This window comes from Leptolyngbya sp. AN02str (genome assembly GCF_050565595.1).
GTDB lineage: Bacteria > Cyanobacteriota > Cyanobacteriia > Elainellales > Elainellaceae > Kaiparowitsia.
Genome location: NZ_JBNXVR010000028.1, coordinates 25,292 through 48,049 on the forward strand (window position 1 = coordinate 25,292; position 22,758 = coordinate 48,049).

The window sequence follows — 22,758 nt, forward strand, 5'->3', positions numbered from 1 at the left end:
ACCCATTTAGGGGCGAACAGGTGGGCCTGAACCGAATCAATACCAGTAGATACCAGTTTGTTAACAGGGGTTGAATGCGGATGGCGATCGCTCCCTTTGTGTAGGAGTGATCCCGACTTTGCCACGCTGAAGCGAAAACGGTTCGCTGAGGCTGATACAATCCTCCTGGCTTAAGTGCGATAGAGTCAATACAGAATCTTGAAGTTCTAGTACACCTGACCTGTTATGGCAGACGTTTCTGCGCCAGATTCCCATGTGCAAGGCAATTTGTTGGGTGACTTGCCTGAGCGGTTGATCAAGCACGACGTGCGCTACGCTGAGCACCGCGCCGTGGAACGTAGCCTGCTCACGCCCATGATGCGGCACTATGCTGACCTCAAGGATGAGTATCCTCATGCGCTGCTGCTGTACCGGGTGGGAGATTTTTTTGAAACTTTTTTTCAGGATGCGATTACGGTTGCTCGGGAACTAGAGCTAGTACTCACCAGTAAAGATGCAGGAAAAGAGGTGGGCCGTGTTCCGCTAGCGGGCATTCCTCACCATGCGCTGGAGCGCTATTGTGCGCTGCTGGTGGAGCGGGGCTTTGCTGTTGCCATTTGCGACCAAACCGAAGATGCTGCCGATGTGCAGGGTCGCCTGGTACAGCGAGAGGTGACGCGAGTCATTACTCCTGGCACTATTTTGGAAGAGGGCATGCTGAATGCCCGTCGCAACAACTATTTAGCCGCGGTGGTAATTGCTGGAAATCATTGGGGTTTAGCGATCGCCGATGTCTCTACAGGGGAATTTCTCACCACGCAGTCCGCCGATTTGGAGCAATTGGCTCAGGAACTGCTGCGGTTGCACCCTTCAGAAATTTTGATCCCGACCAATGCACCAGACTTGGGATCGCTGCTGCGTCCGGGCGATCGCTCAGATCAACTGCCGGCCTGTTTGCCGACGCAGTTTTGCTATACGTTGCGATCCCAGGCTCCGTTCATTCAGGCCGAGGCTCGGCAGCGCCTGCTGGAACGGTTTCGGGTGCGATCGCTAGAGGGCATGGGCTGCGAGCAGTTGCCCCTGGCGGTGCGGGCGGCGGGGGGGCTGCTGCAATACATTGAAGACACCTCCGAACGGGTGACGGGCCATCATCGGGATGCCCCAATTCCTAGGGTGCCCCTGCAGCTGCTGTGTACCTACACCCTGAGCGAATATCTGGTGCTGGATCACCAAACGCGGCGGAATTTGGAAATTACGCAAACTCAGCGCGACGGTACGTTTCATGGATCGCTGCTGTGGGCGCTGGATCGCACCGTGACGGCGATGGGTGGGCGGGCCTTGCGCCGCTGGCTGCTGCAACCTCTGCTGGACATGATCCGCATTCGCGATCGCCAGGAAACGGTACAGGAACTCGTGAGCCAGGGCAATCTGCGCCAAACCTTGCAGCAATTGCTGAAGCAAATCTACGACCTGGAACGACTGACGGGCCGGGCCGGATCGGGCACCGCCAACGCGCGGGATTTGGTGGCGCTGGCGGATTCTCTGACACGGCTACCAGATTTGGCGCGACTGGTGGCCCAGGCCAAGTCTCCCTTCTTGACGGCGCTGCAAACGGTGCCGCCCGATCTGGAGCAGTTGGGATATCGGCTTAAGGCCCATTTGGTGGAGCATCCACCGCTGTATCTGACCGAGGGCAATATCATTCGTGATGGCATTCATCCCCAGCTCGATAGCCTGCGTCAACAGCTCGATGCCGACCAGCAGTGGATTGCTCAGTTGGAAAGTCGGGAGCGCGATCGCACAGGCATTTCTACCCTGAAGGTGGGCTATACCAAAGCATTTGGCTATTACATCAGCATCTCGCGCAGCAAGTCCACCACCTTGCCCGAGGGCTACACCCGCAAGCAAACCCTCACCAATGAGGAGCGCTACATCACCTTTGACCTGAAGGAGAAAGAAAACGCCATTCTGACGGCGCGGGAAGCCATTAACAAGCTGGAGTATGAGGTTTTCTCGACATTGCGGGATGAGGTGTCTAGCTTTGCGGAGCCGATTCGAACGGTGGCTGGGGCGATCGCCAGCGTCGATGTGTTGTGCTCCATGGCGGAAGTGGCCGTCTACCAAAACTATGGCTGCCCTACCATTACCGAATCGCGCCAAATCGAGATTGTAGACGGGCGGCATCCGGTGGTGGAGCAGTCGCTTCCGGCGGGGTTCTTTGTGCCGAACGGGGCTGCATTGGGCAGTGCCGATGCACTCGCGACTGGCAAAGCGATAGATGAGGCGACAGATGGAGCGACGGATGAGGTCGTAGAGGGAATGGAGGGCGATCGCTCTCCCGACCTGATTATTTTGACGGGGCCAAACGCCAGCGGCAAAAGCTGTTATCTGCGGCAGATTGGGCTGATTCAGCTTATGGCGCAAGTGGGTAGTTTTGTTCCGGCTCGGTCGGCGACGTTGGGCGTGTGCGATCGCATCTTTACGCGAGTGGGTGCGGTGGATGACCTAGCCACGGGCCAATCCACCTTCATGGTGGAAATGAACGAAACCGCCAATATCCTGAACCACGCAACGGCGCGATCGCTCGTCTTGCTTGATGAGATTGGGCGCGGCACCGCTACTTTTGACGGGCTTTCCATTGCCTGGGCGGTTGCGGAACATTTGGCGACCGAGGTGCAGTCCCGCACCATTTTTGCCACCCACTACCACGAGCTGAACGAGCTGGCCTCCATTCTGCCGAATATTGCCAACTACCAGGTGGTCGTCAAGGAAATGCCGGATCAGATTATCTTTCTCCACCAAGTGCGGCCTGGTGGGGCTGATAAGTCCTACGGCATTGAAGCAGGGCGACTGGCAGGTTTGCCTCCGTCTGTGATTGATCGTGCCAAGCAAGTTATGAGCCAAATCGAGCAACATTCCCGCATTGCCGTAGGGTTGCGCAACAGTGGACAAACCAACGGTCACGGCTCTGCCAAAGCCCGAAAGCGGCACCGCCTAGCAGAAGCAACCCCAACCGAACAGCTCGATATTTTTCATGGATAACCCAAAGAACAAGCAGCCTTTCCTGGGTTGACGTGATGAGATGGAGGAGACGCCCCAAAAGCCAAACCATTAAGGGAGGTGTGAAATCCTTATGGAAAAAGCGTTGTAGCGATCGCGCGTTCTCCAGTTCAGGTTTGGCGATGCATCAGTTCGGGAAACCGTACCGTCAAAAAAGTTGCTGTTTGATCCATCCCTCCGGTAAATTAGCACTCAGGAGTTGAGAGTGCTAACTCCCTCGCGAGTGAGTTACGGGTTGTAAGTTCACACGCGAGCGCAATGGGTTGACCCAATGGGTGCTGTTGCAGTGTCTCCTAGTTTTGCAACTGGCAACCGTTCACGGCTCTCCCAATTGCAGCTCTACGGTTTTTCCCAACTAGACTATTTAGCATATCTGGAGAGATGTTATGGCTGCTGTATCTCTGAGTGTTTCAACGGTGAAGCCACTTGGCGATCGCGTGTTCGTGAAAGTGAGCGCGTCTGAAGAAAAAACCGCGGGTGGCATCTTGTTGCCCGACTCGGCGAAAGAAAAGCCCCAGGTTGGCGAAGTGGTGCAGGTTGGCCCTGGCCGTCGCAACGATGATGGCTCCCGCCAAGAGCTAGAAATCAAGATCGGCGACAAAGTGCTGTACTCCAAGTACGCCGGAACCGACATTAAGCTGGGTACCGATGAGTACGTGCTGCTGTCTGAGAAGGACATTTTGGCCGTTGTTTCCTAATTTTGGATGTTCGATTTTGGATGTTTGAGTCTGAATTCAGGGCTAAACCCAAAATCGCCAACCTCAAATCTCAAGCTTCATCTAACACCACATCTAAATTTCACTGAGACATTATGGCTAAGCGCATCATTTACAACGAAAATGCTCGTCGTGCTCTGGAAAAAGGTATCGACATTTTGGCAGAAGCCGTTGCCGTAACTTTGGGTCCCAAAGGCCGCAACGTTGTGCTAGAGAAGAAGTTCGGCGCTCCCCAAATTGTGAATGACGGGGTCACCATTGCCAAAGAAATTGAACTGGAAGACCACATTGAAAACACCGGCGTTTCGCTGATTCGTCAGGCTGCTTCTAAGACCAACGACGCAGCAGGCGACGGTACCACCACCGCAACCGTGCTGGCTCACGCCATGGTGAAAGAAGGTCTGCGTAACGTGGCTGCTGGTGCCAATGCCATCTCCCTGAAGCGCGGTATCGACAAGGGAACGGCCTTCTTGGTAGAGCGCATTGCCGAGCATGCTCGTCCTGTGGAAGATTCCAAGGCGATCGCTCAGGTAGGCTCCATTTCTGCCGGTAATGACGAAGAAGTGGGTGCCATGATTGCCGAGGCCATGGACAAAGTGGGTCGCGAAGGCGTGATCTCGCTGGAAGAAGGCAAGTCCATGACTACCGAACTGGAAGTCACCGAGGGGATGCGCTTTGATAAGGGCTATATCTCTCCATACTTCGCCACCGACACCGAGCGCATGGAAGCCGTGTTGGATGAGCCTTTCATCCTGATCACCGACAAGAAGATCGCTCTGGTACAAGACTTGGTGCCCGTGCTGGAGCAAGTGGCTCGCTCGGGTCGTCCTCTGCTGATCATTGCAGAAGACATTGAGAAAGAAGCCCTGGCAACCCTGGTGGTGAACAAGCTGCGCGGTGTGCTGAACGTGGCTGCTGTGAAGGCTCCTGGCTTTGGCGATCGCCGTAAGGCCATGCTGGAAGATATCGCGGTGCTGACGGGTGGTCAGGTCATCAGCGAAGACACCGGCCTCAAGCTCGACAACACCAAGCTCGACATGCTAGGCAAGGCTCGTCGTCTTACCATCACCAAAGACACCACCACCATCGTGGCCGAGGGCAACGAAGCTCAGGTGAAGGCTCGCTGCGAGCAAATCCGCCGTCAAATCGAAGAAACCGATTCTTCTTACGACAAGGAAAAACTCCAAGAGCGCTTGGCCAAGCTCTCTGGCGGTGTGGCTGTGGTGAAAGTGGGTGCCGCAACCGAAACCGAAATGAAGGATCGCAAACTGCGCCTGGAAGACGCGATCAACGCTACCAAGGCGGCTGTGGAAGAAGGGATCGTTCCCGGTGGCGGTACCACCTTGGCACACCTCGGTCCTCAGTTGGAAGAGTGGGCCAATGGCAACCTCTCTGCTGAAGAGCTAACCGGTGCCCTAATCGTGGCTCGTGCCTTGGCTGCTCCCTTAAAGCGCATTGCCGAAAACGCTGGCCAAAACGGTGCCGTGATCGCTGAGCGTGTGAAAGAGAAGGACTTCAACGTAGGTTACGACGCTGCCAAGGGCAACTTCGTTGACATGTTTGAAGCTGGTATCGTGGACCCTGCTAAGGTGACCCGTTCCGCGCTGCAAAACGCCGCTTCGATCGCCGGAATGGTGCTAACCACCGAGTGCATCGTGGTTGACAAACCCGAACCCAAGGAAGCAGCTGGCGCTGGTGCTGGTGCTGGCATGGGCGGCGACTTCGACTACTAATTCAGTCGATACTCAGGCGAGTGACATCGTTCGCCTGAGTGCAACCATCACGAACATCATGAGCGATCGCTTTTCGGCAAGAAGGGCGATCGTTTTTTTATGCCAATCCAATTTCCTTGAGTCGCTGAGTCAAATACTCGCCTGCCGTCCAGGACGGGTAGCGAGCTTCACCACCAGTCTTGTCCACGCATCCAGCCAGTGGCGTCAAATCCACTTCCGCACGAGGATGCACAAAGAACGGTATCGAAAAGCGGCGTTCCTTATCATTGTCAGGATTGGCAACGCGGTGGGTCGTGCTACGCAGCAGTCCGTTCGTCAGGTTTTGCAGCATATCGCCCGTGTCTACAATGATTTGTCCCGGTAGCGCCTGAATCGGCAGCCAGCTGCCATCGCGCTGCTTCAGCTCCAATCCCGGTGCAGTCGCCTCACACAGCAGCGTAATGAAGTTAATATCCTCATGGGCTGCCGCCCGAATGCTTGCAGCAGGGGCATCTGCGGGAATGGGTGGATAGTGGATGATGCGTAGTAATGTGTTGCCGTCGCGAATCATGTCGCTAAGGAAGGTGCGGGGCAAATCCAGATAGAGCGCACACGCTTCTAGCAATACCGCTGAACATGCTTCTAACTGCTGAAACAACTCATCCATCACAGGCTGAAACTCGGGTATCTCGGCCGGGTATAGATTGCGGCGATCGCGCTCAGCAGCACCAGCCCGACCCAAATGCCAAAACTCCTTCAAATCTGGAACCGGGTGGTCTTTGGCGTGCTCCTTGCCAAAGCAAGTGTAGCCTCGTTGTCCACGCGTTTTTGTGCCTTCATATCGAAGTTTCACAGCATCGGGTAACTCAAAAAATTGAGTTGCTACTGTATACGCAGCCTGAATCACACTGCTATCTACTGAATGGTTGGTCAGAGCAAAAAAGCCAATATCGCGCAAAGCATTTCCCAACTCCAACACAAAAGTATCTTGACGAGTCTTGGAGAGACTAAAAAAATCTTGCAAATCCAGTACAGGGATGGTTTGAGTCACCATAAGCTTAGGCCATATAAACGGGGCGATCGCAGAATCTGCTAAGAGGATTTAGATCCCAATTTTGAGGTTATTCAAAAACACATTCATAGTATTTCACTCTTTAAGAAATCAACCCTCATGAAACATAAATTGCTAAAATCCTTTGCCAGCTGCACAGCAGACGGTACAGGATTTTAGAGCCTGATTTTTAATGATTTTAAGGTACGTACCACAACTCGTTCAAAGGTTTAATGATTTCTGGAAAATTTTCTGAAAAGCAATTTCAACCTTGACTAAGAGCAAGTAAGAATAAGCCTTATCGTTGAAAGATTCGATTTATCTATTCTGCTTTGCTTATTCAATTAATTTATTCTAATTTATTTGGCTCTATGAATTAACGTTTATGAAATCTGCGAATTTAGGCGATGAGTTTACAGAGATTTACTAGACTGAATTGGTTTAAGTTGGTTAGATATAGCTGTCGCTAACGTTGTTAAGATAGGCGCAATTTTGAACGTGACTTTGCCACTTTTAAAGCCGTCCTCAGCCAAAACGGCTGTTGTTGTCAATAGAGGCGAATAATGACATAAGAATAGAAGGTTTTTCCATTGAAAAAAGCCCACGCACACTGTTTCGGTGTACATAGGCCAAAGCATAAATCAATCTGAATGCGACTCAAGGGTTAAGACATCTATTGTTCGACAGTAGTTTGACAGGTTCACTTGCTAGGTGTTCACTGTTTCTGTCACATCTCAAAGCGAAGTCTCAAACTAGCGTGATTCAGTGCCTTGATTGGGGCTACCTGGGACTCCATCATCACTGCTGGGAGACTCGGGTCGTGCAGTGGGTCGTGCATCGTCCTTGATAGCAGGCCCAGTTTGGCGAATTGCTTCATCAACTGGCGTTTGATACCCACCGGATGTTGCAGTACTTTCTTTGCTCTGCTGATCCTGACGCTTATTGTCGTTATCCTGAGTAGTCATTTCGTAAACTCCAGAATTCCTTATAAACATAAGCTTACGGATTGCTGCTATTAAATTCCTCTTCCAGAAGTTAGGATAGCGTTGAACCGTAAGGAGTACTTTTCTATCCAGCCGAATTGTTCAGACAAAGGGTGATGTTCTTTGTTGAAGGCAACAGAAGGACTCCTCCATTCAGCGGGGTTGGTCAATGCTGGCTTGGGTCAGGTTTATCAAGTTTTTATAAGAGCCTGAAAGAAGGGCACAATACGACAGGTTAGAAATGTTGAAGCCAGGAATTGCTGCATGGTTATCGTTCAAGAATTAAACCAAATGAAGCGTGTTCGATGGAGATGGAGCAAGCTTTTGATTCGGCCTGATCTTTGGATTTGGGTCATGCTGTTGCTGGGAACTGGAACAAGCTCAGCCTATGCAGAATCGGTATTGGAGCGAGTTAGCAGAACGGGAGTTCTTACGGCTGGCTCGTCGAGCAGTGCTGGGCCTTTTGCCAGCCAAGATGCAGAGGGTAATTGGGTGGGATATTCAATTGATATTTTGCACCTTGTTCGCGATCGCCTTGCTCAAACAACTGGGCAAAATGTACGCCTAGAAATTGCCGAAGCTTCAAGCCGCGATCGCATGCGTCGGTTACAAGAAGGCCAAATCGATATCGTATGTGATGCAATTAGCGCCACATCGACCCGGCAGGTATATGCCACCTTTTCTCTAAGCTACTTTGTCACAGGAACCCAGTTTTTAGTGAAGCAGGGACAGACCTCATCCCCTCCTAATATTCGAGTTGGGTTAGTTCCGGGCTCTACCAATGCCGACATTGTGCGCTTGCGTTTGCCCCTTGCTCGTTTGGTCTCAATGCCCAACCTCATGGCTGGGGTGAATGCGTTGAACTCAGGCCGAATTGATGCGTTTGCTAGTGATGGGGTGTTGTTGGAAGGGCTGCGGCGATCGCTCCCCAACTCCGGCGAATTCAGCGTCTTTCCCACAACCCCCTACAGCCGAGAAGAATATGCCTGCTTGCTGCCCAAACACGATCCCGATTTTCAATCGCTCGTCAACCAAACCCTACTAGAACTCATGCAGGGAGTCGTCGACAACAACGCCACCCACCGCCCCCTGTTTGACCAATGGTTTGGTCAGCAAGGGAACGTCCCCATCGAACCCAGCCCCGTTTTTGAGCTTTATCAGCAGCAGATTGCCAGGGCCGCTCGGCAAGCCCAGCAGCCAGATCCAGTGCCGCAATCGTCTCCCTAGTGCGCGGTTGGTTCTCTCCCGTACCTTTGCCTTTTGCTATATCATGCTAAGTAATAGCAGTTAAAGTTTTGTAACGCCATTGACTTCAGTTATTCGCAACATCGAGTTCGCAAACAAGTCAACCACTTGGCATGCTCTCAATCCCATTTGGCAAGGCAATGATGTAGCGGTGCAGCAGGGGTTGCCCCATCACCAGCTTGCTCCGGCTTGGCAAATGTTGCTGCTAGGCGATGGTTCTCCCACCCGCCATTTGCAGCTCCTCACGGGTGAGCCGACTGAGGTCGATGTTATCGATATGTCATTGATTGGCATGCATGCCGATAATGCCCCTAAACAGCTCGATGTGGTTCCAGGCCCGCGATTGCGCCGCCAGGTATGGTTGCGTACCGGTTCGGGACAACGCTTGGCCTATGCCACCTCTTGGTGGGAAGCGAGCCATGTTGATGAGTATTTGCAAAACCGATCGCTGCCCATTTGGCTCAACCTCACCCGCCTCCGAACTGAGCTATACCGCGATGTGCAGGGAATTTACCACGGGCACAATCGGGTTTTGGAACAGGCATTTGCCCAGTCAGGCCCATTTTGGGGGCGTCACTACCTGTTTTGGCATCATGGCCGTCCGATTACGCTCATCTACGAAGTCTTCTCTCCCTACTTAGCCCGATATCTCGGCCCGATTGCTGTTACACAGCAAGATGAGAGCGGGAATATTTAGAGCAGAGTCCCTTTCTCTACTCGTCAACGGCTCGGCTATTTGCCGACTGAAGCTTTAAACTGACGCTTTATACTTTATACATATTTGGGAAATACGCATTAGGTTAGCCAAAATTTATACAGGCTGACCTGGAGATTTTCATTAGTATCAAAAGCGGCTGATAGAAACGATTAGCCAGGGCGATGGGCACTTGACTGCACACCCATGCTGCTGAACGATGCAAGCATGATGAGCTGTGGTCGATGAAAAGCCGTGGTTAAGCGAGATGAATCAGATTGCTGATTAACCAGGGTGTATTGCTGTTTTGTGAATAACCTAATGAACCGAGTCTTGCGTGTGTGATGCCCGAAGCCTTCCGTCCAGATCCGTATGCCTTGTCTGCCAATCCGGCTGCAGCTTCTTTGCCATTGGCAGATTTGCCAAATTGTTCTCAGTACCATGGATTGAGCCCACAGGCGGCGCATGCGCTGGAGTGGTTGATGGCCTCGTTTGGAGAGTCGGATAGCTTTGTCGCGTCGTTGACGACGTTGATTGAGCGGATTTGCCAACTTACCCAATGGACGAGCGGTGAAGTGTGGCTGCCATCGGAGGATTCTGTGCCGCAACTGCAACGGCTGGTGTCCTGTCGGTGCGATGGGAACCCAGAGTCGGATGCGATCGCCATCTCCGCAGAAGGGGCTAGCCATCAAGAGTTGGCCGAAACGGTGTGGATGCTAGGGCAGCCGATTTGGGTGCCTGCCGGTTGTTCAACCGATTGTCCAACGAGTGGTCCAACGAGTGCCCAACTGGCAGGGGGAGATGCGCAGCGGGGTTCGGTGGTGGGTCTCCCGGTGGTGAGTTCCTCTGCGGTTTCTACGGCGGCACAATCGCCGGAAATGCAGCAGACGCCCTGTGTAGCGGTGCTGATGTTTGGGGTGGATGGGCCAACCGTTGATGCGGCGCATTGGGTTGAGGTGCTGATGGCGATCGCCCCGCATTTAGGCTTGGTCATCCAGCTTAAGCAGGTGCAACACACGCTGTGGCAAGGGCAACTGCGGCTGGCCAACCTGCTCGATTCGATGCCCGGTATTGTCTTCATTGGCTCAAATACAGAAGATTGGGCTATGCGGTATTTAAGCCAGGGGTGCTATAGCCTGACGGGATACCACAGCCATGAGTTGATTGGCCCCGATCGCCAGCAGTCTTACACCAGCATTACCCATCCCGACGATTTGCCCCAGGTGTTGGCGGCGATTAACGAGGCGATCGCCCAACACCGCCCCTATGTGGCCGAGTACCGCATCACCACCAAGCAGGGTGAGATCAAATGGATGTGGGAGAAAGGCTACGGCATTTACGATGAGACGGGCCAGATTGAAGGGCTAGAAGGCTTTATCACCGACATTACCGAGCGCAAGCGGGTGGAAGATGCCCTACAGGCAAGCGAAGTGCAGTTTCGCACCCTGTTTCAAAATTCCGCCATGGGAATTGGCTTCACGGCGGTTGATGGCCATTTTACGGAGTGCAATCCATCGTTTTGCCGCATGCTGGGATACTCTCAGGCAGAGTTGCGATCGCTCACGGTAATGGATGTTACCCATCCCGACGACATGCAAGCCGACCAACAACTCATGCAAGAGCTGTTGACGGGGCAGCGAGACTTTTTCCATCTCGAAAAGCGATTTATTCATAAGGATCGGCGATGGGTGTGGGCTCACCTAACGGTCTCTGCCATTCGCGATGCCAATCATCAGGCTGTGGCGTCGTTTGGCATGGTGGAAGACATTACCGAACGCAAGCAGACCGAAGACGCCCTGCGCCAAAGCGAGGCCCGCAACCGGGATATTCTTCGAGCCATCCCGGATTTACTGTTTTTGGTTGATGATAACGGGGTTTATCTCTATGTTCAGGCAGAGCAAGAATCGGACTTGCCGCTGCCCACCCACGATATTATTGGCCAACCCATCGAAGCGGTTCTGCCGGAAGCGATCGCCTCAGAAACTCGACAGGCCATGGCCAAAGCCTACCAAACCAAACGTGCTCAAACTATTGAATACCGACTAATTGTTGCAGAACGATCGCAGTACTACGAGGCCCGGATTGCCCCCTGTAGTAATGACACCTTTATTGTGAGCGTGCGCAACATGACCGAGCGCAAAGAAAACGAACGCGCTCTACAAGAAAAAGAAGCGTTTTTGCGCCTCATTTTGGACAACATTCCGCAATACATTTTCTGGAAAGATACGAATTTGGTCTATCAAGGGGCCAATCGTCTGCTGACCAATAACGCGGGGCTGAGCGATCCCAGTCAAATTGTGGGGAAAACGGATTATGACCTGTGGGGTGCAACGCTGGCTGCACGCTACCAGGAGAGCGATCGCTTTGTGATGGATACCCAACAACCCCTACTTCACCTCCTGCGCGAAAAGGCGCTTCCCGACGGCAGTAACGTTTGGCAGGATGTGAGCAAAGTGCCCATTCACGATACGGATGGCAATGTTATTGGCGTATTGGGCACCTACGAAGATATTACCGAGCGTCGTCGTGCGGAGGCTGCCCTGGCCCGCCGAGAAGAGTATTTAGGCGTGTTGGTCGATTTGCAGCAACGGCTGCTCACCGTTGAACAGTGGGCGATGGTCTATCCCCAAGTGCTGGCGGCCTTGGGCCAGGTTGCGAGAGCCAGCCACGTCTATCTGTTTGAAAACACCCGAGATGATGTGGGGCAGGTGTTCACTGTCTGTAGACAGGCGTGGTGTGCAGTGGGGATGGAGCCGCAGCCGCAGCCGTCTCCCTTTCACCTCCTGTTGGAAACGACTGCGTCTCCGGTGATGGAAGCTGCGCTGACCCGGCGAGAGGTTTACGGGGGCAAAGTTTCGGATCTTTCGACGGCGGAGCAGGCCATTTTGCAATCCCATGGGATTCAAGCCATTTTGGTGTTGCCCCTGTCGGTGCATGACGAGGTTTACGGATTTATTGGCTTTGATAACTGTATCGAAGCGCGCACCTGGGAACAGTTTGAAATCGATTTGCTACGGGCGGCGGCAGCGGCGATTTCCATTGCGCTGGAGCGCCAACGGGCAATGGAGGCGCTGCGCCATAGTGAAAGCCGCTATCGCCTATTGGCCGAGCATGCAACTGATCTGATCTCTCGCTACAAACCCAATGGGGAATACCTGTATGTGTCGCCAGCGTCGCGATCGCTCTTGGGCTATGCTCCCGAAGCCCTAATTGGACGCTTTACGGAAGAGTTGGTTCATCCCCATGATTTGCGATCGGTGCGCCAGGCTCACGCCGCCATCATGGCTCAGCCCGAAGTCGAGTTTGCGCTGTTCACCTATCGTATTCGCCGCAGCAATGGGCAGTACATTTGGCTAGAAACACGGGGTAAAGCCGTCCACATGGCCGACTCCACCGTATCGGAAATTATTGCCGTGTCGCGAGATGTAACAGAGCGCAAGCGATCGGACGATTTGCTAGCAGGACAGCGCACCGTGCTGGAAATGATCGCCCGCGACTGTGCCCTGTCCGAAACGCTCAATGCGCTGATTCTCACAATCGAAGCACAACGGGAAGGCATGATTGGCTCGGTGCTATTGCTCGATGCCGATGGGGTACATATTCGCTTGGGGGCAGCTCCCAATTTGTCTCCAGCCATCCTTCAATCTGTTAATGAGTTGAGGCTAGGTCCCAATGGTGGTCCCTGTGCCGCTGCGATGTACTATGCACAGCCCATCATTTGTTCCGATGTTTCTACCGATCCGCGATGCAACCATTTTAGAAATCACGTGCTGCAATCAGGCTTGCGGGCATGCTGGTCGTCTCCTATCCTGTCGTCCCAGGGGCGGGTGTTGGGGTGTGTGACGCTGTACAGCCCAGAGTGCCGTACTCCAGTCGAAGCCGATTTCCAGCTGATCGATATGACGACTCGATTGGCTGCGATCGCCATTGAGCAAAAGCTCGCCGAAGAAGCCTTGCAAAAAGCTGAAGCCAAGTATCGCGGTATTTTTGAAAACGCCGTTGAGGGCATTTTCCAAAGCACGGTGGATGGTCACTATCTCATCGTGAACCCGATGCTGGCCCGCATTTATGGCTACGATTCTCCCAATGAGCTGATTAACAGCCTCACAAACATTCAAAACCAACTGTATGTCAATCCTCAACGCCGCCTCGACTTTGTGCAGCTCATGCAAAATCAAGGCTCCGTCCTGGGATTTGAATCCGAAATTTATCGCAAAGATGGCAGCATCATCTGGATTTCGGAGTGTGCGCGAGCGCTTTACTCTCCCGAAGGTCAGCTCATTGGCTACGAAGGGACCGTTGAAGACATTACCCGCCGCAAGCAAGATGAAGCGGAATTAATCAAACGCGACAACTTGCTCCAAGGAGTCGCCTCTGCAACCAACTGTCTGCTCACCATCCCCGAATTAGATGCCGCGATTCCCAAAGCCCTGGCCATTTTGGGCGAAACCGCCGAAGTGGATCGCGTGTACATCTATGCCAACCATCCGCATCACGTCACGCGGGAAATGGCCATGAGCATGAAGTACGAGTGGGTGCGTGCCGGAGTCGCCCCATCGCTTCCCCAAACCCACTGGCAAAATCAGCCCTACAGTGCCTTTGGCCTGAAGCGATGGTACCAAGCTTTTCAAACGGGGCAATCAATTCGCAGTGTGGTGCAGGAGATGCCCCCGCGAGAACAAGAGCTGCTCAGTCGGGATGGCATTCAGTCCATCATTATGGTGCCCATCTTTGTGGAAGGGAACCTGTGGGGCTTTATTGGATTTGATGATTGCACCCACGCTCGCGCCTGGACCGCCAGCGAAGAATCGATCCTTGTTGTCAGTGCGGCTAGCCTGGGTGGCGCAATTAAACGCCAGCAAACCGAAGAAAAAATGCGGCATCAGGCGTACCACGACTCGCTAACGGGGTTGCCCAACCGGGTGATGTACAACTGTCGCCTCAACCAAACTCTGGCCCAAGCGCAGCGCAGCAGCGACATGTTTGCTGTGCTGTTTCTGGATCTGGACCACTTTAAAACCATTAATGATACGTTGGGCCATGCCGTCGGTGACCAACTGCTGCGTCAGGCGACCCAGCGGATGAATCAATGCCTGCGAGAAGAAGACACCATTGCTCGCTGGGGTGGCGATGAGTTTACGCTGCTGCTGCCTTCGCTCAAAGTGCCAGAGGATGCGGCTAAGGTGGCTCAGCGCATTGCTGCTGCCCTGAAGCCAGTGTTCAATCTGGAAGGGCATGATTTGCGGGTGAGCTGTAGCATTGGCATTGCCATTTATCCCTACAGTGGCAAAGATGCCCAAACGCTGCTGAAAAATGCCGATGCAGCCCTGTACCGGGCGAAAGATCAGGGTCGTAATAATTACCAGTTCTATACCGCAGTGCTGAATCAACGTGCTTCGGAGCGGCTTACCCTCGACAGCAGTCTGCACGAAGCGCTAGAGCATCACGAGTTTGTGCTGCACTACCAGCCGCAGTTCAACATGACAACGAACGAAATTACCCAAATGGAGGCGCTCATTCGCTGGCAGCATCCCATCTTGGGCCTGGTGCCGCCGAGTGAATTTATTGCTTTGGCAGAAGAAAACGGGTTGATCGTGCCCATTGGTGAGTGGGTGCTAGAAACCGCCTGTTGGCAATACCAGCATTGGCTGAGCCAGGGCATTGCTCCGCAGCGTATTGCTGTGAACCTATCGGCCCGCCAGTTTCAGCAGCCTGATCTGGTGGAGCAAGTTATGGCGATTTTGCAGAAAACTGGTATGTTGCCCCAGCACCTAGAGCTAGAAATTACCGAAACGGCAGCGATGAAAGATATCGAGTTCACGACCCAAATGCTGCGAGACTTGCGGAGTATGGGTGTGCGCATTGCGATGGATGATTTTGGCACAGGTTATTCGTCTTTGGGCTATCTCAAAACGTTTCCCTTGCACGCTTTGAAGATCGATCGCTCTTTTGTCCAAGATTTGAAGATGCATTCGGATGATATGGCGATCATTACCGCCATTGTGGCGCTGGGGCATGGCCTGAACTTGAATGTGGTGGCTGAGGGTGTGGAGACTGAGGATCAGCTGCAACTGTTGCGATCGCTCCAGTGTGAGGAAATGCAGGGCTATCTGTTTAGCCAACCATTGACGGCTCAAGAGGCCACTCAGTTGTTAGAACAGCGCGATTGTTAGGCGATCGCTGGTTTGATCTGGGACTTGAGGGCAGCGTGATTTTGCGACCCAAACGTTTCTTAAACGGTCATAAGGGTTCCATCATTTCATAGACTTAGGCGAAGATAGAACACAGTGTAGCCAGCCACCACTCTGCTTGGTTTTTGCAAACCCAATCGGATTGGGTGAACGTTGATAAATTGGCTGGCGATCACTCTCATGCGTCTCTTGGTCCCATCCCTTTTCATTTTTCCGGTGTAAGCGAGTGAACGTGATTCCCCCTCTTGATTTAACCCAACAGTTCCAAACGATTGGTGACGAAGTGAATGCAGCGGTTTGTGCTGTGTTGGCTTCAGGACAGTATATTAACGGTCCCCTCAATCAGCAGTTTGAGCAAGCATTTGCCCACTACATTGGAACGTCTGAATGTGTGGTGTGCAATTCAGGTACAGATGCGCTGTATTTAGCGCTGCGGGCTTATGACATTGGCGAAGGCGATGAGGTGATCACTACTCCGTTTACCTTCATCGCAACGGCAGAAGTCATCAGCATGGTGCGGGCTACTCCTGTGTTTGTGGATGTTGATCCGGAGACGTTCAACCTGGATTTGGCACAAGTTCAGGCGGCAATTACTCCTCGCACCCGAGCGATTATGCCCGTCCACCTGTTTGGCCAGCCGGTGGATATGACGCAATTGATGGCGATCGCCCAGGCGCACAACCTGCTGGTCATTGAGGACTGCGCCCAATCGACCGGAGCCCAATGGAAGGATGCCAAGGTGGGCAGCATTGGTCATGTGGGATGCTTTAGCTTCTTTCCGACTAAGAACTTGGGCGCTTGTGGTGACGGTGGGGCGGTTACCATAAACGATGCTGCGATCGCCACGCGGATTCGAATCTTGCGCGAACATGGCAGCCGTGTTCGCTACTACCACGAAGAAATTGGCATGAACAGCCGCTTGGATGCGGTGCAGGCCGCAATCTTGCAAATTAAGCTGCGGTATCTAGATACATGGAATGCCCAACGCCAAGCCGTGGCCGATCGCTACCAACAGTTGTTAAATCGGGTGCCGGGTGTTGTAACCCCCAAACCTTTGCCGGGGGGCACTTCTGTGTGGAACCAGTACACCATTCGCCTTACGCAGCCAGAGGGCACCAGCTCAGGAGAATGGCGCGATCGCATTCGTCAAAAACTTCAAGAGCAGGGCGTTAGCTCGATGGTGTATTACCCGATTCCGCTGCATTTGCAATCCGTGTATCAGTCGCTGGGCTATGCAGCAGGAAGGTTTCCAGTCGCGGAGCAGTTGGCCTACGAGGTGTTGTCGTTACCCATGTTCCCTGAGCTGTCGGCTCAGCAGCAAGAGCAGGTGTTCTACGCGCTTAAAGACAGCCTCGTCCATTAACCCGTCACCCTTGGCGATCGCCCCTCGCCGGATTCAACCCAACCATGGGAACTGCCCCAAGAGGCATCACCAGGCGTTCTGGATCAGTCGAAATACCCCTGTTTGCACGCACAATGCAAATGCAAACAAGGGCTGTGATGAAGGTTGTGACGTGCCACCTTCATCACAGCCCTTTCCCGAATCTGACGTGAATCAGATTCGGGATCACCTGAGAACATTCGCTTCTCAGGGTTTCGGAAATGTATTCGGGAATTCAAGGGGCTAGGGCTCAGCATTCGAACTCTTGATTTCCCATCTGTGCATTGGGTGCAGTGGAACCTGCCATGCCCAAGAGTGTCAGGCTCGAGGGCCAACTGTCAGGTCCACATGCAGCCGGTTCACGATGCAGTTTGGGAGAAAGGGAGTTTGCTGAGGTGAGATTAAGGACGGTTCGTGCTGAGAGCCGCAATAAACTCGCTAAGGTAGTGGTTCACCAGTTTGGCGTTGTCGCTGGGCAACTCGTTGGCAATGGTGATTTGCAAAATGCGATAAGCTTTAGCCGATTGTGCGTCTTTATGGAGAGCAGCCAAAATGTTTTGCATCCATAAGACAAATTCTTGCTTAAAGCCATCTTCGTCATCGCGTAGCAGGGCGATCGCGACCATGCGCACCACATAGCTCATGTCGCGGAAGCAGGTGGTTTTATGCTGGGTCACGTAGGGATCGGAAACGCCCATTTGCTGGAGCGATCGCGTCACAAGCTGATCGGCATTTTGGTGAAGCAATGTATAGGTGTTCAGCCGATTGTGATAACTGTGGGCGTAATGCTCCAACGGACTAAGTTCGCGATCGCTCAGATATCGCCCATCTGCGTTGCGAATACTCTCTTCTAGCAGTCTGTTCATCAAAAAAACTCCGAAGCCTGACAAATTGCGGGTAACACACTTCTACAAATTAGGCGTTAGCATTTATACAACCACTCCGTAGGACTAAGGAAATTTGCCCTAGGAGCCGCTGTCTGTCGAGTCGCCTCCCTAAACCTGCGGAAATTTTTGGTAACAAAACGCAACATTTTGACAGCCCCAAAAGCGCTTACCAGACTTAAATATTTCCTAGTTGCTGGTGCGTGAGCTGCCAGAACTCACGTACGTCAAGCAGAACCCTGAGATGTTTGGATGACTTGTTGCGGGCTAAAACCCTAAAAAAACTCAGAAGTGCCCATTTTTGCGTGCGCAACGCGCACGCAAAAATGGGCACTTCTGCCTATCCATCACTCACGTTAAAAAATGTTGGATTGCGTCAGCTTCAAATTGCTGACGCAGGGATCATCACAAGCTTGGCTAGTCACGATTTGTTCAGCCACGACTTGGCCAGTCACGACTGGCATGGCATTAGTTTCCTGGCTGTTAGAGCGCTCACTATATAAATTGATAATTCTCGTGTGGGTAAACCCCTGAGTGACACGGGTTGTCAAAAAATGCGGGATCAAACCAACGTGGCACTTGCTAGTAGGTGTAAAATTCTGGCGTCACATCACGCAGACGTAGCATGACAGCAGTCAAGATAGGCATTATCGGAGGCAGCGGCCTCTATAAAATGGATGCTCTGACAGATATTGAGGAAATCGTTGTCGATACTCCCTTTGGCAAGCCTTCTGATGCTCTGATCGTGGGCACCTTAGATGGAACACGCGTTGCATTTTTGGCACGCCATGGGCGAAACCATACCTACTTGCCATCGGAGCTACCCTTTCGAGCCAATATTTACGCCATGAAGCGTTTGGGGGTGGAATACCTAATCTCGGCGTCGGCGGTGGGTTCGCTCAAGGCAGAAGCCAAGCCGTTGGATATGGTTGTTCCCGATCAGTTTATCGATCGCACCAAAAACCGCATCTCTACCTTTTTTGGCGAAGGCATTGTGGCTCACATTGCCTTTGGTGATCCCGTTTGCAAAAACTTGGCGGCTGTCCTTGAAGAGGCGATCGCTTCTTTGGACCTGCCCGATGTAACCCTGCATCGGGGCGGTACCTATGTTTGTATGGAAGGCCCTGCATTTTCCACCAAGGCCGAGTCTAACTTGTACCGCAGCTGGGATGCCACCATTATTGGCATGACCAACTTGCCTGAAGCAAAACTGGCGCGCGAAGCCGAAATCGCCTACGCCACGCTAGCCCTCGTGACCGACTACGACTGCTGGCATCCCGATCACGACAACGTGACGGTGGAAATGGTGATTGGCAACTTGCAGAAGAATGCGGTGAATGCTCAGCGGGTCATTCGCGAGACGGTGCGCCGCCTTAGCCAAAATCCACCCCCATCGGAGGCCCATAGCGCACTTAAGTATGCCATTCTTACCCCGTTAGCCCACGCTCCCACCGCGACCAAAGAAAAACTCTCGCTGCTACTGCAAAAGTATCTGTAGAGACACATCTATGGAGAGAGATAGCCAGACGGTTAGCCCTGAAGCCGCCGCTTGAGGGCCGTGTAGGCCCGATCCATTGTGCGGTGGTGATTTTGCTCTGCAAGCGATCGCAACCAGGGCACAACCATCAGTCGCTGAAAGAAAAGATTGGCGACCGTAACCTGCCAGATGTATGTTGCCGTACAGCCCTCTGCTGTACGGGCAATCTGCCAAGTGCCCATTCCAATTAAATCTCCGGTCGATCGCAGTTCAATGCGGTGTGGCGCCTCGAATGAGGTGGCCTCTAGCACAAATCGAAACGAGTAAGGCAAGCTACCTCGATACGTAATGGCATAACGAGTGCCAACATTCATCTCAGAATCTATACCAGATCCAGCACCAACTGGAGATTCAATCACCTGCACGCTTCTAAAATCTGCTAGCCAGGTTGGCCAATTAGGCAGGTCAACGAGTTCTTGCCATAACCGCTCGGCCGATGCCGCAAAGATCCAATTTGTCTCAAAATGAAACATATCTATGCCTATGTTTATCAGCAAATCTTAGGGGCAGGATCTATACTGCATTACCACAATGAATTTGTGGAGACAGTGGGTGGCAACGGCTTCAACATTCGAAAATCTAAATGCAGCCTTATTGGATCGTGTTTCAAATGTGTGGTTGGTTGTGGAAGGGGGGCATCGCCCCCCTTCCACAACCAACCACACGTCTAGAACGTCACCCCTTATTGCTAGACGTGGTTGAGCCTGCCCACAGGCATCCGTGAAATCACGAGTTAGGATGTAGTGAACCGTAAGGTTTCCATACGGTTTGTTTTGGGCTGTGTTTTTTTGCGTTGCTCTTCATTCCGGGCTATATTAGAATCCTGAGACTTCATATTCGGTGTTTAGTTGCGCTTGCCCTTGGTTGATAGACAACTCTCCCGATTGATTCTCGAACAACGTTTAATGGTGGAGTTGTCCATGTCAATTTACATTGGGAACCTGTCGTATGAGGCGACAGCTGAAGATATCACGGATATCTTTTCTGAATACGGCACAGTCAAGCGTGTTCAGTTGCCAACCGATCGCGAAACAGGGCGTCCGCGTGGATTTGGCTTTATTGAAATGTCCTCTGATGAAGAAGAATCTGCTGCGATTGAAGCGCTAGATGGCGCAGAGTGGATGGGTCGTGACCTGCGAGTGAACAAGGCCAAGCCACGGGAAGAGCGCCCCGCTTCTGGCGGTTGGGGTGGCAATCGTCGCGGTGGCAATGGTGGTGGCGGTGGTCGCGATCGCCGCTTCTAAGGCTTCACTGAAACCGATTGAAAGATAGGAGCTTTTAGCAGATCGAGGAACTGCCTTGCTCTGCTAAAAGCTCCTTTGCATTTATTTTGTGTACAGTGCGGATGCGAGACTGTGCGTTGCCATTTGTAAGTAAGGAGTAAGCCATGACTCAAGTGATTTTGGGCGAAAACGAAGGAATTGAATCGGCGCTGCGTCGCTTTAAGCGTCAGGTGGCACGGGCTGATATTTTTGCTGATATGAAGAAAAATCGTCATTTCGAAACTCCTCTGCAAAAAGAAAAGCGGAAAGCGATCGCCCGGCGTAAGAAGCGTCGTTTTCGTAGTAGCCAATAATTTTTAACGCCCTATGTGTTGGAATATTTGGAAAAGTGGGTTCAGCATGATGTGCTGGACCCACTTTTTTACAGGGTGAAAAGCAGGTTTGGTCTTGCCATGTTGTGGTTTCTTGACGGAAGTAGGGGCTGCTCTCAAAAATCTGCCCTAAGATCAAAACACATCAAAAATTGACCCGGTTGAGGGTTCCCGTACCTGGTGATTCACTCAACAATGAGCTTGGTGATCGTGGAACCAAGCGGTCAATCATGCGCGATCGCATTGCCGGACAACTCAACTGATTTCCAATTCATGATTTTTTTGAGGAGCTACTGTGAGTCCAGACACGCTTGTTCAAATCCCAACGGCGACGGATGCCCCATCGTTTACCTCGGCTGAGTTTGATGCGTACGTGGTACATAGTTATGCGCGCTTTCCGCTAATGCTGGAGCGAGGCGAAGGCAGCCGCGTGTGGGATAGCAATGGGCGCGAGTATCTGGATTTTGTAGCGGGAATTGCCACCTGCACCTTGGGGCACGCCCACCCGGTCATGGCCGAAGCGGTGACGCGGCACATCAACAAGCTGCACCACGTATCTAACCTGTACTACACCCGCGAACAGGGCGAACTGGCGCAATGGCTGGTGGAGCATTCCTGTGCGGATAAGGCCTTTTTCTGCAACTCAGGAGCCGAGGCCAACGAAGGAGCCATTAAGCTGGCGCGAAAGTACGGCCATACTGTGCTGGGGATTGACCATCCGGTTATCATCACGGCCAACGCTAGCTTTCATGGACGTACCCTGGCGACGATTACGGCAACGGGGCAGCCTAAGTATCAAAAAGGGTTTAGCCCGTTGGTTCCTGGCTTTCAATATGTGCCCTACAACGACATCGCCGCTCTAGAGGAAGCGATCGCCACATTGGATGCTCCTACGCGCCAGGTTGCCGCCATTATGCTGGAAGGCTTGCAGGGTGAGGGGGGCGTTCGTCCTGGCGATCGCGACTATTTCCAGCGGGTGCGGCAGATCTGTGACGAGAAAGGCATTCTGCTGATCATGGACGAGGTGCAGGTGGGCATGGGCCGCTCCGGCAAAATTTGGGGCTACGAGAACCTGGGCATTGAGCCAGATATTTTCACCTCGGCTAAGGGGCTGGGCGGTGGCATTCCCATTGGGGCCATGCTGTGCAAGGCCAAGTGCGATGTGTTTGAACCGGGCGATCACGCCAGTACGTATGGTGGCAATCCCTTTGCCTGTGGCGTAGCCTTAGCCGTATGCTGCACGATCGAGCAACCAGAGTTTTTGGCGAATGTGCAGGCCCGGGGTGAGCAACTGCGTGAAGGACTGTGGGCGATCGCTCAGGATCATCCTAAACTGGTGCAGGATGTGCGCGGTTGGGGCTTGATCAACGGTTTGGAGCTGAGCGCCGATGTGGACATTACGGCTCCCGAAATTGTGAAAGCGGCAATGGCGGAAGGTGTGCTGCTGGTGCCTGCTGGGCCTAAGGTGGTGCGGTTTGTGCCTCCTCTAATCGTGACGGAAGCCGAGGTTAATCAAGCTCTGGCATCGGTTCGCAAAGCAGTAGAACAAATTTCTTTGGAAAAGTCCTTGTAAATCCTGACACTTGTGATACGATTGATAATCGTGGAAAGGACGGGTCGGTGCCCGAGTGGTTAATGGGGGCGGACTGTAAATCCGCTGGCTACGCCTACGCTGGTTCGAATCCAGCCCGGCCCATCCACGCGATTGGTTAGGTTACGGCAATTTTAGAC

The 22,758-nt window shown here is 52.8% G+C and carries 15 protein-coding genes and 1 tRNA gene; 12 read left to right on the top strand and 4 right to left on the bottom strand.

The window, feature by feature from the left end; all coding sequences use genetic code 11:
- Window positions 1-225: 225 nt before the first annotated feature.
- The 3 genes from mutS to groL all read left to right on the top strand — a co-directional run bounded on the left by mutS (window position 226) and on the right by groL (window position 5,488).
- Window positions 226-3,021 (top strand): DNA mismatch repair protein MutS, encoded by a 2,796-nt coding sequence (gene mutS, locus ACQ4M4_RS19155; RefSeq protein ID WP_430686060.1) that lies wholly within the window; start codon window positions 226-228, stop codon window positions 3,019-3,021.
- Between the two features lie 404 nt (window positions 3,022-3,425).
- Entirely contained in the window at window positions 3,426-3,737 is a 312-nt protein-coding gene (gene groES / locus ACQ4M4_RS19160; RefSeq protein WP_430686061.1) for a co-chaperone GroES, read from the top strand.
- A gap of 113 nt (window positions 3,738-3,850) precedes the next feature.
- Window positions 3,851-5,488, top strand: a complete 1,638-nt coding sequence (gene groL / locus ACQ4M4_RS19165) for a chaperonin GroEL (protein ID WP_430686062.1) — start codon at window positions 3,851-3,853, stop codon at window positions 5,486-5,488.
- A 97-nt stretch (window positions 5,489-5,585) separates the two neighbouring features.
- Here the strand turns inward: groL and ACQ4M4_RS19170 are convergent, their stop codons facing one another.
- Entirely contained in the window at window positions 5,586-6,521 is a 936-nt protein-coding gene (locus ACQ4M4_RS19170; RefSeq protein ID WP_430686063.1) for an isopenicillin N synthase family dioxygenase, read from the bottom strand.
- A 749-nt stretch (window positions 6,522-7,270) separates the two neighbouring features.
- Complete coding sequence (locus tag ACQ4M4_RS19175; protein WP_430686064.1) at window positions 7,271-7,483, bottom strand: hypothetical protein; 213 nt, start codon at window positions 7,481-7,483, stop codon at window positions 7,271-7,273.
- 282 nt (window positions 7,484-7,765) lie between these two features.
- Between ACQ4M4_RS19175 and ACQ4M4_RS19180 the strand changes: the two genes are divergently transcribed.
- The 4 genes from ACQ4M4_RS19180 (at window position 7,766) to ACQ4M4_RS19195 (ending at window position 16,994) form a co-directional block, all read left to right on the top strand.
- Window positions 7,766-8,728: an amino acid ABC transporter substrate-binding protein gene (locus tag ACQ4M4_RS19180; protein WP_430686065.1), complete on the top strand. Its 963-nt coding sequence runs from the start codon at window positions 7,766-7,768 to the stop codon at window positions 8,726-8,728.
- A gap of 79 nt (window positions 8,729-8,807) precedes the next feature.
- Window positions 8,808-9,443, top strand: coding sequence for a chorismate lyase (locus ACQ4M4_RS19185; RefSeq protein ID WP_430686066.1), 636 nt, complete (start codon window positions 8,808-8,810; stop codon window positions 9,441-9,443).
- A gap of 341 nt (window positions 9,444-9,784) precedes the next feature.
- Window positions 9,785-15,613 (top strand): PAS domain S-box protein, encoded by a 5,829-nt coding sequence (locus tag ACQ4M4_RS19190; RefSeq protein ID WP_430686067.1) that lies wholly within the window; start codon window positions 9,785-9,787, stop codon window positions 15,611-15,613.
- Window positions 15,614-15,857: 244 nt separating this feature from the next.
- Entirely contained in the window at window positions 15,858-16,994 is a 1,137-nt protein-coding gene (locus ACQ4M4_RS19195) for a DegT/DnrJ/EryC1/StrS family aminotransferase (RefSeq protein ID WP_430686068.1), read from the top strand.
- A gap of 419 nt (window positions 16,995-17,413) precedes the next feature.
- Here ACQ4M4_RS19195 and ACQ4M4_RS19200 read toward each other — a convergent pair whose 3' ends face one another.
- The gene (locus tag ACQ4M4_RS19200) at window positions 17,414-17,878 is read right to left on the bottom strand and encodes a phycobilisome protein (protein WP_430686069.1); all 465 of its coding nucleotides are present in this window, start codon (window positions 17,876-17,878) and stop codon (window positions 17,414-17,416) included.
- A 643-nt stretch (window positions 17,879-18,521) separates the two neighbouring features.
- Between ACQ4M4_RS19200 and ACQ4M4_RS19205 the strand changes: the two genes are divergently transcribed.
- On the top strand, window positions 18,522-19,394 hold the full coding sequence (locus ACQ4M4_RS19205; protein WP_430686070.1) for an S-methyl-5'-thioadenosine phosphorylase: 873 nt from the start codon (window positions 18,522-18,524) through the stop codon (window positions 19,392-19,394).
- A gap of 32 nt (window positions 19,395-19,426) precedes the next feature.
- Here the strand turns inward: ACQ4M4_RS19205 and ACQ4M4_RS19210 are convergent, their stop codons facing one another.
- The gene (locus ACQ4M4_RS19210) at window positions 19,427-19,906 is read right to left on the bottom strand and encodes an SRPBCC family protein (protein WP_430686071.1); all 480 of its coding nucleotides are present in this window, start codon (window positions 19,904-19,906) and stop codon (window positions 19,427-19,429) included.
- A 447-nt stretch (window positions 19,907-20,353) separates the two neighbouring features.
- On the opposite strand from ACQ4M4_RS19210, the gene ACQ4M4_RS19215 reads away from it, so the two are divergent.
- The 4 genes from ACQ4M4_RS19215 to ACQ4M4_RS19230 all read left to right on the top strand — a co-directional run bounded on the left by ACQ4M4_RS19215 (window position 20,354) and on the right by ACQ4M4_RS19230 (window position 22,723).
- Complete coding sequence (locus tag ACQ4M4_RS19215) at window positions 20,354-20,677, top strand: RNA recognition motif domain-containing protein (protein ID WP_430686072.1); 324 nt, start codon at window positions 20,354-20,356, stop codon at window positions 20,675-20,677.
- 143 nt (window positions 20,678-20,820) lie between these two features.
- Complete coding sequence (gene rpsU / locus ACQ4M4_RS19220; protein ID WP_430686073.1) at window positions 20,821-21,009, top strand: 30S ribosomal protein S21; 189 nt, start codon at window positions 20,821-20,823, stop codon at window positions 21,007-21,009.
- A gap of 313 nt (window positions 21,010-21,322) precedes the next feature.
- On the top strand, window positions 21,323-22,600 hold the full coding sequence (locus ACQ4M4_RS19225; protein ID WP_430686074.1) for an aspartate aminotransferase family protein: 1,278 nt from the start codon (window positions 21,323-21,325) through the stop codon (window positions 22,598-22,600).
- A 41-nt stretch (window positions 22,601-22,641) separates the two neighbouring features.
- Window positions 22,642-22,723: transfer RNA gene (locus ACQ4M4_RS19230), tRNA-Tyr, on the top strand.
- Window positions 22,724-22,758: the final 35 nt, after the last annotated feature.

Excerpts from the sequence above, each read along its gene's own strand:
- mutS (WP_430686060.1), top strand. The coding sequence starts at position 226 with ATGGCAGACGTTTCTGCGCCAGATTCCCATGTGCAAGGCAATTTGTTG.
- groES (WP_430686061.1), top strand. The coding sequence starts at position 3,426 with ATGGCTGCTGTATCTCTGAGTGTTTCAACGGTGAAGCCACTTGGCGAT.
- groL (WP_430686062.1), top strand. The coding sequence starts at position 3,851 with ATGGCTAAGCGCATCATTTACAACGAAAATGCTCGTCGTGCTCTGGAA.
- ACQ4M4_RS19170 (WP_430686063.1), bottom strand. The coding sequence starts at position 6,521 with ATGGTGACTCAAACCATCCCTGTACTGGATTTGCAAGATTTTTTTAGT.
- ACQ4M4_RS19175 (WP_430686064.1), bottom strand. The coding sequence starts at position 7,483 with ATGACTACTCAGGATAACGACAATAAGCGTCAGGATCAGCAGAGCAAA.
- ACQ4M4_RS19180 (WP_430686065.1), top strand. The coding sequence starts at position 7,766 with ATGGTTATCGTTCAAGAATTAAACCAAATGAAGCGTGTTCGATGGAGA.
- ACQ4M4_RS19190 (WP_430686067.1), top strand. The coding sequence starts at position 9,785 with ATGCCCGAAGCCTTCCGTCCAGATCCGTATGCCTTGTCTGCCAATCCG.
- ACQ4M4_RS19200 (WP_430686069.1), bottom strand. The coding sequence starts at position 17,878 with ATGAACAGACTGCTAGAAGAGAGTATTCGCAACGCAGATGGGCGATAT.
- ACQ4M4_RS19205 (WP_430686070.1), top strand. The coding sequence starts at position 18,522 with ATGACAGCAGTCAAGATAGGCATTATCGGAGGCAGCGGCCTCTATAAA.
- ACQ4M4_RS19210 (WP_430686071.1), bottom strand. The coding sequence starts at position 19,906 with ATGTTTCATTTTGAGACAAATTGGATCTTTGCGGCATCGGCCGAGCGG.
- ACQ4M4_RS19215 (WP_430686072.1), top strand. The coding sequence starts at position 20,354 with ATGTCAATTTACATTGGGAACCTGTCGTATGAGGCGACAGCTGAAGAT.
- rpsU (WP_430686073.1), top strand. The coding sequence starts at position 20,821 with ATGACTCAAGTGATTTTGGGCGAAAACGAAGGAATTGAATCGGCGCTG.